This is a genomic window from Chryseobacterium aquifrigidense (assembly GCF_006716485.1).
Lineage (GTDB): Bacteria > Bacteroidota > Bacteroidia > Flavobacteriales > Weeksellaceae > Chryseobacterium > Chryseobacterium vietnamense.
In genome coordinates this window covers 70,648-85,537 of record NZ_VFPD01000002.1, presented here as the reverse complement: position 1 = coordinate 85,537, position 14,890 = coordinate 70,648, and the positions used below count along the sequence as shown (strand labels likewise).

Annotated in this window: 14 protein-coding genes; 12 read left to right on the top strand and 2 right to left on the bottom strand. The window is 36.0% G+C overall.

Features of this window, described 5'->3' with window-relative positions:
- Nucleotides 1–65: 65 nt before the first annotated feature.
- The 9 genes from FB551_RS15450 to FB551_RS15410 all read left to right on the top strand — a co-directional run bounded on the left by FB551_RS15450 (nucleotide 66) and on the right by FB551_RS15410 (nucleotide 11,416).
- Nucleotides 66–668 (top strand): hypothetical protein, encoded by a 603-nt coding sequence (locus tag FB551_RS15450; protein WP_047426357.1) that lies wholly within the window; start codon nucleotides 66–68, stop codon nucleotides 666–668.
- A 42-nt stretch (nucleotides 669–710) separates the two neighbouring features.
- The gene (locus tag FB551_RS15445; RefSeq protein ID WP_047426355.1) at nucleotides 711–1,358 is read left to right on the top strand and encodes a helix-turn-helix transcriptional regulator; all 648 of its coding nucleotides are present in this window, start codon (nucleotides 711–713) and stop codon (nucleotides 1,356–1,358) included.
- Between the two features lie 18 nt (nucleotides 1,359–1,376).
- The gene (locus FB551_RS15440; protein WP_142018161.1) at nucleotides 1,377–1,709 is read left to right on the top strand and encodes a hypothetical protein; all 333 of its coding nucleotides are present in this window, start codon (nucleotides 1,377–1,379) and stop codon (nucleotides 1,707–1,709) included.
- Between the two features lie 68 nt (nucleotides 1,710–1,777).
- A complete protein-coding gene (locus FB551_RS15435) occupies nucleotides 1,778–2,299 on the top strand; it encodes a cyclic nucleotide-binding domain-containing protein (protein ID WP_047426351.1) in 522 nt (173 codons plus the stop codon).
- A 24-nt stretch (nucleotides 2,300–2,323) separates the two neighbouring features.
- Nucleotides 2,324–3,898: a TolC family protein gene (locus FB551_RS15430; protein WP_142018160.1), complete on the top strand. Its 1,575-nt coding sequence runs from the start codon at nucleotides 2,324–2,326 to the stop codon at nucleotides 3,896–3,898.
- 11 nt (nucleotides 3,899–3,909) lie between these two features.
- Nucleotides 3,910–5,172, top strand: a complete 1,263-nt coding sequence (locus FB551_RS15425; RefSeq protein ID WP_142018159.1) for an NHLP bacteriocin system secretion protein — start codon at nucleotides 3,910–3,912, stop codon at nucleotides 5,170–5,172.
- A 16-nt stretch (nucleotides 5,173–5,188) separates the two neighbouring features.
- Nucleotides 5,189–7,381 (top strand): NHLP family bacteriocin export ABC transporter peptidase/permease/ATPase subunit, encoded by a 2,193-nt coding sequence (locus FB551_RS15420; RefSeq protein WP_082001886.1) that lies wholly within the window; start codon nucleotides 5,189–5,191, stop codon nucleotides 7,379–7,381.
- Nucleotides 7,382–7,392: 11 nt separating this feature from the next.
- Complete coding sequence (locus tag FB551_RS15415) at nucleotides 7,393–10,305, top strand: NHLP bacteriocin export ABC transporter permease/ATPase subunit (RefSeq protein ID WP_142018158.1); 2,913 nt, start codon at nucleotides 7,393–7,395, stop codon at nucleotides 10,303–10,305.
- 16 nt (nucleotides 10,306–10,321) lie between these two features.
- Entirely contained in the window at nucleotides 10,322–11,416 is a 1,095-nt protein-coding gene (locus tag FB551_RS15410; RefSeq protein ID WP_142018157.1) for a DUF7005 family protein, read from the top strand.
- A 4-nt stretch (nucleotides 11,417–11,420) separates the two neighbouring features.
- Here the strand turns inward: FB551_RS15410 and FB551_RS15405 are convergent, their stop codons facing one another.
- Together FB551_RS15405 and FB551_RS15400 are read right to left on the bottom strand one after the other, a co-directional pair.
- Complete coding sequence (locus FB551_RS15405) at nucleotides 11,421–12,167, bottom strand: ThiF family adenylyltransferase (protein WP_047426344.1); 747 nt, start codon at nucleotides 12,165–12,167, stop codon at nucleotides 11,421–11,423.
- Between the two features lie 136 nt (nucleotides 12,168–12,303).
- On the bottom strand, nucleotides 12,304–12,939 hold the full coding sequence (locus FB551_RS15400; RefSeq protein WP_052186711.1) for a helix-turn-helix domain-containing protein: 636 nt from the start codon (nucleotides 12,937–12,939) through the stop codon (nucleotides 12,304–12,306).
- A gap of 122 nt (nucleotides 12,940–13,061) precedes the next feature.
- Here FB551_RS15400 and FB551_RS15395 point away from each other — a divergent pair, with 122 nt between their 5' ends.
- The 3 genes from FB551_RS15395 to FB551_RS15385 are packed head-to-tail and all read left to right on the top strand — an operon-like array spanning nucleotide 13,062 to nucleotide 14,838.
- Complete coding sequence (locus tag FB551_RS15395; RefSeq protein ID WP_002981943.1) at nucleotides 13,062–13,457, top strand: type III secretion system chaperone family protein; 396 nt, start codon at nucleotides 13,062–13,064, stop codon at nucleotides 13,455–13,457.
- Nucleotides 13,458–13,476: 19 nt separating this feature from the next.
- Nucleotides 13,477–14,178, top strand: a complete 702-nt coding sequence (locus FB551_RS15390; protein WP_142018156.1) for a PspA/IM30 family protein — start codon at nucleotides 13,477–13,479, stop codon at nucleotides 14,176–14,178.
- A 3-nt stretch (nucleotides 14,179–14,181) separates the two neighbouring features.
- The gene (locus FB551_RS15385) at nucleotides 14,182–14,838 is read left to right on the top strand and encodes a hypothetical protein (protein ID WP_142018155.1); all 657 of its coding nucleotides are present in this window, start codon (nucleotides 14,182–14,184) and stop codon (nucleotides 14,836–14,838) included.
- Nucleotides 14,839–14,890 lie beyond the last annotated feature (52 nt).

Genomic DNA, 14,890 nt, shown 5'->3' with positions numbered 1-14,890 from the left:
TACTACAATATGGTGTAGTGGAATTGACATCCCTGCCAACTAGATTTGTTAAAAACAACTAAGCCATGAGAATTACACAAAATTACTTAAATCAGTTAGAGCTGGAGCAGCTCGCAGAGCTCGCTCAATTTGTAGTAGAAGAAAACTTCAATCATCATTCTGATAATGTCATACCAGAAATGGAAATTCAAAATGACGTGAAAGATGTATATAATGAAGAATTAAGCTATTTCAAAAATTCTGAAATTTTTATTGTAAAAGATACAATGGGAAGCATTCAGGGCTCTATAAGAGTAATTAAGTGGGATTACAAAACAACACTTCCTATTCAAAAACTATTCAATATCAATCCTTTAGATATTGGTTGTTCCCAAAATGCTTCTTCAGTATGGCATATTGGAAGATTTGCAACGAACAAAACCAATCAGGACCGTACATTGTTTAAAAGATTAATGGTCTCTGCCATTACCCCAATTTGTAATGACAAAAATAGTATTGCATTTGCAGAATGCGACAGCAAGCTTTTAAGAGTAATGAACCTGATGGGTATAAAAGCAGATGTGATAGGTGATTCTATTAATTATCTTGGATCCGAAACCATTCCTGTATCCATGAATTATGAAGGGCTAAAAGGTTTTTATGATGCTAACAGATATCTGGTTAGCTAAAATGAAATTACAAAACTGTTTAAATAAAATCCCCCTTTTAAAATGAATACAACAAAAACGATAGACTGGAATTCTCCTGATGTCTTGGAACAGATTATCCTGAACATTAAAAACCCGCTAGAGAATATCATTACAGTAAGCAAGAGCACAGCTTTACATCATAAAGAAAAAAAGGATGAAATCATATTTTCAAGCAGCAAGGAAATAAGTGACATCATTGAAGAAATGATGCTGAAAACAAAGGCAAAAACATTGAATCTGACATTTCGTGGCCGGCCGGAAATTTTTGATATCTACGAATCCAATGAAAATGTTCGCGGGTTGTGCACAGACGAGATTAATCCCCAGAAAATAGCAAAAGTAGATCAAGATTGGCTTGTCAACTTAGAAAAAGAAATTTTTGGCTCTTTGAACCAGAATGAATTGAACCTTTATGAACTTTCCTATAAAATGGCCGTGAGTGAAAGGCAGTTACACCGAAAGGTTGCGAATCTGGTGTATCTGACTCCCAATAAATATATAAGAGTCTTGCGACTTCATAAAGCTAAACAGATGATAGATGACTATATACAAAAATCTATCTCTCAAATTGCATATGCAGTAGGGTATAATGATGTGCATTACTTTTCCAGATTATTTGCAGATCAATATAATATTACCCCTAAAGAACTCATAAACTCTTTAGAATAACAGGTATAAAACAAAAATATGAACTTAACAGAAGAACAAAAGAAAGGACAGGAAGCATTTTTTAGAATTATTTCTGAAGCTTGGGAAAATGAAGATTTCAAAAAGTATTTAATAGAAAATCCGGAAGAAGCTTTAGAGAAATTCTTTGGAAAAAAAACTCCTATGGGTAAGAAAATTAAAGTAACCGATCAATCAGATCCGGATTATTTGTACATCAACATCCCGGTAAAACCCCAGAGGATGAATAAGGAGGAAGAGATTAAATCGACAGAGGAGAGTAACAATCGTGTGATAACAGATTATAAAGGATTGTATAATTCTTTGCAAAAAATAAATAAACGTCAGGAATAGCAGTTTTTTTGGCGAAACTATCAGCGTAAAACAAAATAATTTAGCATAACCGTAAAAGAAATATAATTATGAAAAGAGTACTTTTTTTCTTAGGTCAATTAAATGACAGAGATGTGGAATGGATGATTCATAATGGAAGTAAATTAGAACTACCCATTGGCTATACACTGATTAATAAAGGTGAATCAATAGATAGTTTATTTATTGTTTTATCAGGGCAGTTATCCATATATGCTGATAACAGCAATGGAGACAGTATTGCGACCCTGGAAGCAGGAGAAATTGTCGGAGAAATGTCTTTTCTGGAATCAAGGCCGCCATCCGTTTCTGTGGTGGTAACGAGGCCATCGGTAATATATCAGATTTCTCGTGATACAATAAGTTCCAGAATGGCAGAAAATCCTGAATTCAGATCCAATTTCTATTACGCACTGGCATTATTTCTTTCGAACAGATTACGTAAAACAACAGACCAGTTAGGGTATGGGAATCCTGAGGAGGAAGACCTTATAGACATGAATGTATTGGATGGTGTTGCCAATGCAGGAGCTCGTTTTGGACAGATACTTCACAGATTTTCAGAAGTTTAATTCTAGAATTAATTCATTGTTAAAATGAGACTTTATAAATTTATCTGTTTATTATTTACAGGGATCGGGATCACTAATTTCTATGGACAGTCAAAGATAAGCAGCGATTTGGTAACCATTTCGAATATTGCGTTTGAAAAAAACCCGGACATCATCAGAAGTGGTTATACGATCCAGGATGCAGAAGGTGATTTTCAGATCCAGAGAAGCGTATTTGATATCAATCTGTTTTCTGAACTTTCTGTTAAACATAACCGATACACGCTTTTCGATGCTGATACAAGAAATCAGTACGTAGATAAATTTTTAAAGACAAACACCCTGGATTTTTCAGCCGGAGTACGTAAAAAATTAAGAACAGGGCAAATAACAGACATAAGTCTTAAATATGGTTTTAATAATAATAACTTTCCTTATGACAGCTTTAACCAACTTGTTGGGCCTTTCTGGGGAAATCACCTGGGGTCTGTCAATTTTTCATTGACACAACCTTTATTAAGAGGAAGAGGTAAAGAAGTTACTACTCTGTCAGAAAGAGTTTCGCAGCTGTATATAGAAAATACTAAAAGCAATAATGAATTTAATAATTCATATACCATTCTGCAAATAGGTAAAGCGTACTGGAATTACTATCTGGCTTATAAAAGTTTAGAAATTTATAAGGAAAATGAAAGCCGGGTAAGAAATGTAATGGACGTTACAAGAGAGCTTATAAAAGCAGATAAAAAACCTGCCGGAGATTTAGCCCAGGTAAATGCAGACCTTTCTAATCAGGAAAAACTGACCGCTCTTGCTGAACAAAATTTGTATGCAGCAAGGATAAATCTGGGACGGGTAATTGGATTAAGTAATGAAGAAAGTCTCCAGCTGGATGCTCCTTCCAATGAATTTCCTGCTATTGCTGAATCCCAATACAGAGAAGGACTTGACAGAAGTAGTCTGATAAAAATAGCTAAAGAAAAAAGAGGTGATCTCAAAGCTGTCGAAAAAATTTCTGATGCTTTGGAAATGCAGTATAAACTCGCAGAAAACAATACAAAGCCCCAATTGGATCTTACCGGTTTTGTTTTCTATGGGAGTGCCATTGCCGGAAATGGAATCGACAAAACATTTTCTTCATTCACTAATAATGAAGGAAGGAATTTAGGCGCTGGTGCTAAGCTCACATTTACTTTTCCTGTCAATAATAACCTGGCAAAAGGAAATTATGCTAAAAGTCTCGTGGCCTTGAATGATCAGAAAATTTCAAATGATAATCTGCAAAGGAACATTGAGCTGAACATCAGTAATGCTATCAATACACTTGATAACAGTGTTGTTGTGTTAGAAAGAGCAAAAGAAGCGCTTAATTCTTACAAAGATGCTTTTAATAACGAACAGGTAAAGTTGCAGGCAGGGCTCACAACAATTCTCAACGTCATTTTATTTCAGGAAAGGCTTACATCCTCAGAATTGGAATATCTCCAGGCGTATCAGCAATTTGCCAATGCCATTATTAATCTGAGACATGAAACAGGAACGTTGATATCTCAGGGAGATAAAGGATTTACTTTGAGTCAGAATGTTTTTTACACGATACCAAACATAGCTAATTATTAAATATTAAAATTATGTCAGCAGGGTTTTTTAGAAAGTCGGCATTAGAAAAACTATCTACTCCGGAGAAATTAGATCAGCTCATAAAAGTTACGGGACCAAAAGCTTGGATTGCCCTTTTTACGGTTTTTGTTGCATTAGTAACAGGAATTTGCTGGGCAGTAATGGGTACCGTAAAAACAAAATTGGATGCTACCGGAGTGGTCCTTGGAGGAGAAGTACATGAAGTAGTTGCTACCTCTCAGGGTCAGCTTGTTAAGCTTCATGTCTCTATCGGGGATGATGTGAAAAAAGGAGATATTATTGCTACTATTCAGCAGCCCGAGCTTTATCAGCAAATCGAAGATGCCAAGGCCGTACTCTCAGATAGAAAATTTGAGATGGGAAAACTAATGGCATATGGTAGTCAGGGAAATCAGCTTGAAGGAAAGTTAATTAACCAGAACAGAGTTAGTATTCAGGGAGAAATAGAAGCTGAAAAGAAAAAGCTTGCTTTCCTTTACAGCCAACTAGAGTCTGAGAATAACCTACTGAATAAAGGACTTATTATTAAATCTCAGGTAGCTGGTACGAAACAACAGATCGATGCCTCAAAAAACACAATAGAAAGATTAAAAGGACAAATGGCCGAAGCGTCAAGCCAGCAGCATAATCTGGGTTTTGATTTGCAACAAAAAATTACATTGCAAAATCAACGTATTTCAGAAGCAGAAAGGAATCTTCAGTTTTTATCGGAAAGATATGAAACTCAGAATAAAATTAAAAGCCCTTATGACGGAGAAGTTGTGGAAGTTTTAACAGATGCAGGAGGAGTTGTAGGCGCAGGAACACCATTATTTAAATTGAAAAATAAAGGGACGGAAAACTTTGCCGTACTCAAAGGAGTATTATACATCCCTTCTCAGGATGGAAAAAAAATTAAGAAAGGAATGGAAGCCCTTGTTGTTCCTTCTACTGTACAACCTCAGGAGTATGGATTTATGGAAGGAAAAGTAACCTATGTTTCTGACTTCCCTATTACTGAACGAGGGATGATGACTTCAGTAAAAAATGATCAGCTGGCTAAAGGGTTATTATCCTCAGGACCTCTGTTTGAAGTGCATGTAGAATTTGAGAAGGATCCTAAATCCTATAGCGGTTTCAAATGGACTTCTGCCAAAGGACCCAATATTTCAATAAAAGAAGGAACATCATGTAATGGGAAAATTACAATAAAACAGGAACCCCCCGCTACTATTGTAGTTCCAGCATTTAAGAAGTTTTTTGATCTATACTAATAATCGAGTTTTACGGATGGAAAAGAATACAAATTTTGTGATAGGAAAACTGGCAAAGCCCGTAAAAGTTCCTACAGTTTTGCAGATGGAAAGTGTAGAGTGCGGAGCTGCGGCATTAAGTATTATTTTAGGACATCATGGTAAATTTGTTCCACTGGAAAAATTAAGAATTGCCTGCGGAGTATCCCGAGACGGATTAAAAGCAACCAATATTATCAAAGCAGCCAAAGAATTCGGGCTTGAAGCAAAAGGATATTCAAAATCCATTGAGAAATTAATGCAAATTCAGACCCCTTCTATTATCTTTTGGAATTTCAACCACTTTTTGGTTTTAGAAGGGTTTACAAAGAAAAAAGTATATTTAAGTGATCCGGCACAAGGAAGATATCAGGTCACGCATGATGAGTTTGATGAAGCTTATACAGGGGTAGTACTTACCTTTAATCCAGGTGAAAAATTTGAAAAAGGAAACGAAAAAAGAGGATTAATGTCTTCTTTAGCAGCCAGAATATCCAATTCTAAGCTGAGTATTATCTATCTTATACTAGCCAGCCTATTCCTGGTGATTCCAGGGTTGGTTATCCCATCTTTTATCAAAATATTTATAGATAAATATTTGATTAATGGATATTCAGGATTTGTGATGCCATTACTTCTTATTATGGGAGGTGTTTTAATAGTGAACTCTGTATTGGTATATATCCAGCAATATTATCTTTTGAAGTTGGAAACAAAGCTCGCCCTTACCACTTCCAGCAAATTTTTGTGGCATGTATTTCATTTACCAATCGTCTTTTTTACCCAACGTTATAGCGGAGAAATTGGGAATAGAGTTTCTCTTAATGATAAAGTTGCCAAATTATTAAGTGGAGATCTTGCCAATGCCGCACTGAATGTAATTGTAGTTATTTTTTATGCCTTTTTGATGTTTTCCTATGATATTCCCTTAACTCTGATAGGGATTTTTATGGCAGGAATCAATGTATTGGTGTTAAGATATGTTTCTACCGCAAGAAAAGATGGTAACAGACGTCTGAGTAATGAAAATGGTAAGCTGCTGGGAACTACAACATCTGGAATCAGTATGATCGAAACCCTGAAAGCATCCGGAAGAGAAAATGATTTTTTTACCAATTGGGTAGGATATCTTGCAAAAGTAATGAATGCACAGCAAGAACTTGGATGGCTGACTATCAGGCTTAATGCAATTCCTCCGCTTGTTACCTCCCTTACCACTACATTAATTTTAGGAGTAGGAGCATTAAGGATTATGGACGGAGAGATGACTCTTGGTGCATTGGTAGCTTTCACCTACCTGATGAGCAATTTTATCTCACCGGTTAATCAGTTGATTTCTGTAGGAGCAATGCTGCACGAAACAGAAAGTGATATGAACAGAATAGATGATGTTATCAATTATGAAGTGGATGATCAGTTTAAAGAAGTTCATGGTGGAACACCTGTAGTTAAAACTGAAATGGACAATAAGCTGGTGGGATATTTTGAAATGAAAAATGTCACCTTTGGTTATAATACAACATTACCCGCTCTTATAGAGAATTTCAACTTAAAGTTAAAGCCCGGAAACAGAGTTGCCCTGGTGGGAGGATCAGGAAGCGGAAAATCAACAGTTGCTAAAATAGCATCCGGATTACATAAACCCTGGACAGGCGAAATTTTGCTTGATGGAAAAAATAAAGAAGAAATACCAAGAAATATTATTACAGAATCATTAGCGGTAATAGATCAGGACGTCCTCATTTTCAATGGGACAATCAAAGAAAATATTTCTTTTTGGGATACCACAATATCTGATAAAAGTATTATTCAATCTGCCAGAGATGCCGCTATTCATGATGTAATTGCATCCAGAAGTGATGCTTATGACAGCTCTGTTTTAGAAGGAGGATCCAACTTTAGTGGCGGACAGAGACAACGTTTGGAAATTGCAAGAGCCCTGGCTACCAATCCCTCAATTCTGATAATGGATGAAGCCACCAGCGCTTTAGATCCTACAGCAGAAAAAGTCGTTATGGATAATATTAAAAAAAGAGGGTGTACCTGTCTGATTGTGGCTCACAGGCTGAGTACAATTATTGATTGTGATGAGATTATCGTAATGGAATATGGAAAAATAGTAGAAAGAGGAACACACCATGAACTGATGAAACGAAATGGTGCTTACTCCAAATTAATTGAAACGAAATAAAATCTAATACCATGCCCGTAAAAGAAAAGATATATATAAATGTTGAAAACCCTTTTACCCTGAATGATATCAACAAATTTTGGATGGTACTTTCCGGTGAGGTAAATGTATTCTATACTAAAGTTGATGAAGAGGGGAATTATCTTATCCCGTTAAAGCACTTTTACACAGTGCAGAAAGGAGAAATAATATTCAGCTTGTTAACAGAAAGCAATATTGAAAATAACACAAGGCTTATTGCCTTTTCAAATGATGCCAGGCTGCTGCCTATTGATAAAAGCAACCTACTGGAGATGGATCATTTCTTTTTAAAGAATATGATGAACAGGTGGATCTCAAAAACAACTTCTATCGTATGCAACAGCAATAGCCCCAGAGTTTACAAGGCATTGGATGATTATAAAATAACTCCATTAGAAAAAAATAGTGTTGCCTTCCCGTCAAGTGGAATTAATTGGATCCATATTTTGAAAGGCGAAGTAAACATATATGCAGAAAGTACAAATATCAGTTATGATAAACTTCCGGGATTTCTTACTCCGGTGTCTAATAAACTGTGGGTCAAAGCGCTAAGTGATGATGCTGAAGTAAAGGTATTAAGTACAAGAGAAGTCCTTCAGGATGAAATTTATTTTTTGCTTTCATTAACAAAACTGGAAGAACATTTTTACAACCAGCTTAATACCATTATAGAGACTCAGAAACAGGAAGAAAGTAAACATTTTCATGAAAAACTTTTAATAGAAGAAGAGGGAATCAGGGCTACATTGCAGAAAATAAGGTCTATAGTAGCAGGTAATGATGAACAGGTTCACATCCAGAATTCAACCCTATTTAATAAAAAAAATATTCTTTTTTCTACCTGTCGGTTAATCGGAGAGCAGTCCGGATTTAAAATGGATGAGCCCAAACATATAGAATCTTACGAAAATAGTGTTACGAATCAATTATATGCCATAGCCAAAAGTTCTAAAATAAGAATAAGGAAAATTATCCTGAGGGGAACCTGGTGGAAAGATGAAAACGGACATCTGTTAGCATTTACTAAAAAAGATAAAACACCGGTAGCTTTATTGCAGGCAACATCCAACAGCTATATTATAAAAAACTTATCTACAGGTATAGAATCCACCGTTAATAATGAGATTGCCGAAACATTAGAGCCAATTGGCTATATGTTCTTCTCTGGATTTGACGGAAAAATGAATTCTATAAAGAAAGTAGCCCGTTTCGCTACAAAAGGAGTCAGAAAAGATGCCAAATTATTAATTTTTGCTGCCTTAGCGGGAAGTATGATGGGTTTATTAGTACCCATCTTATCTGGAATGATGTATGATGATGTCATTCCTACAGCAGACAGATCTCTTCATGTCGAAATCTTTTCCATTATGATTATGATGGCCATGATAACAGCTGGATTAAATCTGGCTAAAGGAGTTCTGCAGCAAAGACTGGAAACCAAATCCAGTATTAATTTACAAGCAGGTGTTATGGACCACATGCTGAGGTTGCCTGTTACATTTTACAAAAAGTTTAGTGCAGGAGATCTTACCAACAGAGTTTTAAGCATCAATGCAATCCGTCAGATTGTTTCAAGCACATTGATGACAGCAGTATTGAGTGGGGCATTTTCTTTTGTGAACCTTGCGCTTCTCTTTTATTATGATTCAAAACTAGCGGTGATAGGTGTAATATTAGGCCTTATTGCTGTTGTTTTTATGATTACTATTGGCTGCTTGAAATTGAAATATGATAGAGAAGTTTCCAAATATCAGGGAGAAATACAAGGCTTTCTGTTTGAGTTTTTATCTGGTATCTCTAAAATTAGAATAACAGGAGGAGAAAAAAGAGTTTTCGCTCTTTGGGCAGATAAGTTTTCCAAGCTTAAAAAATTAGGTTTTGTTTCAGGAAGCTATCAGAACTTTGTGGAAACATTTAACGCCTCTTATCCGCTTCTTACCAGCATTTTCTTTTTCTCTTTCTTGTATTATACAGTGCTTAATTCTGATACCGCAACTGCGATGTTAACAGTAGGAGCGTTTATGGCATTCATTACAGCATTTAATCAGTTCCTGAATGACAGCCTGAAGCTGAGCATGGCCTTAATAACCTCTCTCAATGTTGTTACTCTGTATGAAAGAGTAAAACCTATTTTGGAAGAAGAAACAGAATCTGCAGAACAAAGTGTGGATCCGGGAGAACTGGCCGGAGATATAGAAATGAATTCCGTTTCCTTCAGATATAATCAAGATCAGCCACTGGTCCTGAATAATGTTACTTTTAAAATTAAACCAGGTGAAATGGTTGCCTTTGTAGGCGCTTCAGGCTCAGGTAAATCTACCATTATGAGATTGCTTTTAGGCTTTGAGTATCCTGAACTGGGATCTATTTATTTTGATGGCGATTCTTTTGATTCAATGAATAAAGAATTGGTTAGAAGGCAGATCGGTGTCGTATTACAAAATGGATCTTTAATGTCCGGAAGTATCTATCAAAACATTGTAGGAAATTCAGAATTAACGTTAGATGATGCCTGGGAAGCAGCACGAATGGCTGGCATGGAAGAAGACATCAAAAAAATGCCTATGGAAATGCATACCGTTGTAAGTGAAGGAGCAGGAACATTCTCAGGAGGACAAAGACAACGTCTTATGATTGCGAGAGCAATTGTTCATAAGCCAAGATTGTTATTTATGGATGAAGCTACCAGTGCACTGGATAACAGAACCCAGAATATTGTCTCAGAAAGTCTTGATAAACTTCAGGCAACCCGTATTATCATCGCCCACAGATTAAGTACGATTAAAAATGCAGACCGTATTTATGTAATGGATAAAGGAACGATTGTTGAAACCGGAACCTATGATGAGCTGATGGAGCTTGAAGGACTTTTCTCTCAATTGGCAAAAAGGCAGATCGCTTAAAGCTCAAATAGAATATATGTCTGTACTTAAAAATATAGAAAAACTTGAAACCTATCTGCAAAATAAATTTTCTTCAGAGAGATTGAGAACAGTAGATTCTGAAGAAAGTTCATGTGTGGAATTCTGGAAATATTATCTTCAAAAAACAGAAGCGTCCCATTTTCAGATCTTAAAAGACTTTTATCCTCAACTATACTTTCCGATAGAGACGGAAATAAATAAAACAGAAGATTATATCAATGCTGTTTTGAAAGGAAAAGATGCTTTTAAAAATTTGCAGTCACATTTGCTCTTGAATAATCCTGATGGGATATCAATTGAGCTGCACAGAGACATTTCAGGAACTATTCCGGTAATTTCAATAAACGACAGCCAGGATTTTGTTGTTATAGCACAAAGCCTTCTCTATAAAAATAATCCAACGCCGGTTCCTGCGTCTATGGGAGCATTTCTTGCCAATGGGATCAATAACTGGGCAAGAATTCATTCTTTAAAAAAAGAATGGATGGAAAATTGCCCTTCAAACAGCTGGAATAATGAGTTTTCCAGAAATATTTTACCCAATCCGGAGCTTTACAAAGACAAGATAATAGTTGTAAGCACAAAACCTTACAGTAATATCCAGGCAGCAGATCTTGGGCTTTCTGAAAATGAATGGAAAGCATATTCCTGCTCTATAAGACTTGAGCATGAATGTACTCATCTGTATACCTTAAAGAGATATGGCTGTGCTTCCAATAACCTTCATGATGAGCTTATTGCAGATTATATCGGGATAACCAAAACATTAGGAAAGTATCACAGAGAATGGATGCTTGCATTTATGGGACTGGAAAATTATCCTCAATACAGGCAAGGAGGAAGACTGCAAAACTACATTGATCATATTGATATTTCCGGAAATAGTTTTCAGGATCTAACTGCAATTATCAGAAATGCTATTGAAACGATTGCATGGTTTGATGATGAACTCGGTAGTATAAAATCAGTACAAGATCAGATAGCAAGGGTCGAAACCCTTTGCGAAACCGACCTTAGCGATATAGCCTCCAAAAGAGGAGGCTACATGCTAATGATAAAGTATAATGAAAAGGTTGCGTATAGCTGCTAATTGGTTAATTGACAGTTGTTAAATAAAATTCCGGGAACTTTTTTACAGGTTGATTTGTTGCAATATTGAAAGCAATTTTTACACAACTTGCTGCTGCAAGAAATGAAGCGATTGATAATTGCGGAGGAGGAAGCTGTTTGTTTTCTTTAATATAGCTTTCTACAATATCTTCAAGCCACTGCTGAGGATTTCCCCAGTATCTCATATGGCTGGATACGTACTGAACAACATTTAATTCATTAAAGACTTCTTCATCTTTCTGCAAAGATTCTAATCCCATACTTTCGCTGATGACCATCACCAATGCTCCCCAGCCCAGATTATAAGGATGTAGAACAGGGATATTTTTTTCCTGACACATCTTGTCGAAAATAATTGGAATTTCCGTGGAAAAATCCAGCGCATTGATAGCAATATGATGGTCTCCGATGATTTCTTCTGCATTGTCTTTAGTAATAAACTCACTGTGAAAACGGATATTGGCATTCGGATTAATGCTTTTCAATCGGTGATACAAAGTTTCTGCTTTATAAGAAGAAATATCCTGGTAGGTATAATTCTGCCTGTTCAGATTAGATAATTCAATGGTGTCGCCATCCACGAGTGTAATGTTTTCAAAACCAAAACGTAAGGCACATTCTGCTATATTACTTCCAATACCGCATCCGGCAAGTAATATAGAAAAATCTTTGATAATCTTCTGCTCCTCTTCTTTTACATATAGCCTGTTTCGGGAGTATTGCTCTTCCATTATTTATATTTTAGACAAAAATATAGGTATGGGGGAGAACTCCTACTACACAAAAGTTTAGTTTTTGCATTTTTGCAATGAAAAGAAAAAGGAATAATTTTGATTTTTTATTGTAATAATGCGGCCATGCACCTCTTTATTTTATTTTGCTCCCGGCTTTCTTTTCAAGATTTTCCAGTCTTTCGAAAATGCTGGCAAAAATATTTTTCTCACGCATAGAAACGTATCCAACAATTTTATAATAATCAGAGTTTTGTTTGTTTGTTTCTTTGTTATCAGTTAGATATGAAAGGGTTTCGTCTTGATAAATAAGAAGACTGTTGCTGGATTCTGTTTTCAGATCCGCTTTATTAAGAAATAAAATATCACCATATTGATACTGGGCAAGCAAAGCTTTTTCGGCGGTAAATTCATAAACCAGATCAACGGATGCTAATATTTTTTGCAAAACAGATTCGTTGAGACTGATTTTTTCTGTGTTGAGCTGTGCTTCTTTACTATTTTGAATGGCTAATTCCGGGAAAAGCATCAGCTGATCAATGTCTGAAACACTTACTAACTGGTTTACCTGTAAGGTTTCGGTGAGTAATTTATCAAGATTAAGATTAAAATGATTAGCGACCTTTAATATAGTTTCTATTTTAGGCTCAGCACGCCCTTCTTCGTAAGAGCTTATTACTCCTCTGTTTAAATCAAATAAATCGGCAAAAGCCTTTTGGCTCAGTCCTTTAACCTGTCTTATTTTTTTAATATTAGTTCCAAAGAAGCTCATCTTGTCTAATCTTTTTTGCAAAGATAGAGAATCTGAAATAAATAATTGCTAATAATATTTGCATTTTGAGATTTTTATTTTATATTTGTGTGGACGAAAAATAAAACACTAAACCAGCCATCATGAGAAATCAAATATTCAGAACGGTCAAAGAGTGGTTGTTAGATTATGAGTTTAACATCACGTTGGAAGATGAAGCTCAGAGAATCTTAATCATTGAAAAAGAATCCAACGGGATAAAAAACATGATCCTTATAATATCAGACTCTATTCTGATTATGGAACAGTTTCTTTTTGAAATCAAAAACCCATCCGAGAAAATATTCCTGAGACTCCTTCAGAAAAACAGAGACATTGTTCACGGAGCATTTGTACTGGACGGAACAGGTAGAAGAGTGATTTTCAGAGATACATTACCAACCGATAATATGGCACAAAACGAAGTGATGGCTTCCATCAATTCTTTAGGAATCCTTGTGGGGGAATTTACAACAGAAATGCTTGAAATGAGTAAGTAATTCACAAAAGATATTTAAAATGAACATTTTTAAAAGATTGTTAACAATAGGAAAAGCAGAGATCCATTCTGTGATTGATAGCTTTGAAGACCCAATTAACCTAACGGAGCAGGGAATCCGTGAAATGAAAGAACAGCTGGCGAAAAGTATAGAAGCACTTGCCCAGTTGAAAGCGCTTGCCATACGCAAAAAGAATGAAGCAGAAACAGAGCAGCAGACTGCCAATGATTATTATAACAAAGCCATAGTGATTGTTCAGAAAGCAGAAAATGGTGAAGTGGAAGCTGCAGAAGCAGACCGTCTTGCTAAAGAAGCCCTGAAAAGACAGACATCTTCACTGGAAAATGCAAAAGACCTTCAGAAAGAACACGAAAAGCTGTATGATGAATGTGAAAAAATGCAGGGAAATATCAATCATCTGAAATCAAGTATTGCCAAGTGGGAAAATGAACTGAAAACCCTGAAGGCAAGAGTTCAGGTAAGTGAAGCCACCAAAGATATCAATCAGAAGATGACCCAGATGGATACCGGAAGTACAGTTAGTATGCTGGAAAAGCTGAAAGATCGTGTTGTACAGCAGGAAGCCCTTGCAGAAGCTTATTCTGATCTTTCAAAATCAGGAAAAAGTAATGATGAAGAGATTGATGCCATCGTCAACAATAGCGATACAAAAGCTGAAGAGGCTTTAAACAGATTAAAAGAAACACTTAAAAAAGGCTAATATATGACCTTTCAGGAATTTTTAAATGTAGCATTTTCTCCGGTAAATACGGTGCTGTCAGTCCTTCTGGCGCTTTCGGTGGTCTACTGGTTATTCACCATTCTTACCGGGCTGGATATCGATGTCGGGATTCATTCCGATCTGGATACCGATGCTGATATAGACGTTCCGGATGGTCATCTTCACGCACCTGATCATGATCCTTCAGCATGGATGCATTTCCTGAAATTTCTGAATCTGGATATCGTTCCGGTGACGTATTTTCTTACACTATCATTGCTGATTACATGGCTGGGCTCATTTTATCTGAATTATTTTATTCCCCTTCCTACCTGGGCAGGAGTACTGATTCTCTTTCCATTAATGATTGGAGGAATGCTGTTAACAAAAATAATTTTAAAACCCCTGAATCCCTTTTTTAAAGAAATTAATCACAAAGGTGAGCTGTCATATGCCTTTTTAGGAAGAGAAGGACGCTTAAAATCCAGTATTCAGGATGATAAAATAGGAATGATGGAACTCTTTATCGGAAGCGATCCTATGACGCTGATGGTGAGAAGTAAAGACGGAGGTAAGCTTGAACACGGAGCGCGTGTCATGATTGTAGATGAAGAGCCGGAAAAAAGGATTTACTACGTACAACGCTCAATGAGATATTAAAATAAAAAACCAATAACCATGCTAACTGTCTTTTTGATCTTGCTGAATTATA

Bases quoted from the DNA above. Each gene is read 5' to 3' on its own strand.
- FB551_RS15450 (WP_047426357.1), top strand. From the start codon at position 66: ATGAGAATTACACAAAATTACTTAAATCAGTTAGAGCTGGAGCAGCTC.
- FB551_RS15445 (WP_047426355.1), top strand. From the start codon at position 711: ATGAATACAACAAAAACGATAGACTGGAATTCTCCTGATGTCTTGGAA.
- FB551_RS15440 (WP_142018161.1), top strand. From the start codon at position 1,377: ATGAACTTAACAGAAGAACAAAAGAAAGGACAGGAAGCATTTTTTAGA.
- FB551_RS15435 (WP_047426351.1), top strand. From the start codon at position 1,778: ATGAAAAGAGTACTTTTTTTCTTAGGTCAATTAAATGACAGAGATGTG.
- FB551_RS15430 (WP_142018160.1), top strand. From the start codon at position 2,324: ATGAGACTTTATAAATTTATCTGTTTATTATTTACAGGGATCGGGATC.
- FB551_RS15425 (WP_142018159.1), top strand. From the start codon at position 3,910: ATGTCAGCAGGGTTTTTTAGAAAGTCGGCATTAGAAAAACTATCTACT.
- FB551_RS15420 (WP_082001886.1), top strand. From the start codon at position 5,189: ATGGAAAAGAATACAAATTTTGTGATAGGAAAACTGGCAAAGCCCGTA.
- FB551_RS15415 (WP_142018158.1), top strand. From the start codon at position 7,393: ATGCCCGTAAAAGAAAAGATATATATAAATGTTGAAAACCCTTTTACC.
- FB551_RS15410 (WP_142018157.1), top strand. From the start codon at position 10,322: ATGTCTGTACTTAAAAATATAGAAAAACTTGAAACCTATCTGCAAAAT.
- FB551_RS15405 (WP_047426344.1), bottom strand. From the start codon at position 12,167: ATGGAAGAGCAATACTCCCGAAACAGGCTATATGTAAAAGAAGAGGAG.
- FB551_RS15400 (WP_052186711.1), bottom strand. From the start codon at position 12,939: ATGAGCTTCTTTGGAACTAATATTAAAAAAATAAGACAGGTTAAAGGA.
- FB551_RS15395 (WP_002981943.1), top strand. From the start codon at position 13,062: ATGAGAAATCAAATATTCAGAACGGTCAAAGAGTGGTTGTTAGATTAT.
- FB551_RS15390 (WP_142018156.1), top strand. From the start codon at position 13,477: ATGAACATTTTTAAAAGATTGTTAACAATAGGAAAAGCAGAGATCCAT.
- FB551_RS15385 (WP_142018155.1), top strand. From the start codon at position 14,182: ATGACCTTTCAGGAATTTTTAAATGTAGCATTTTCTCCGGTAAATACG.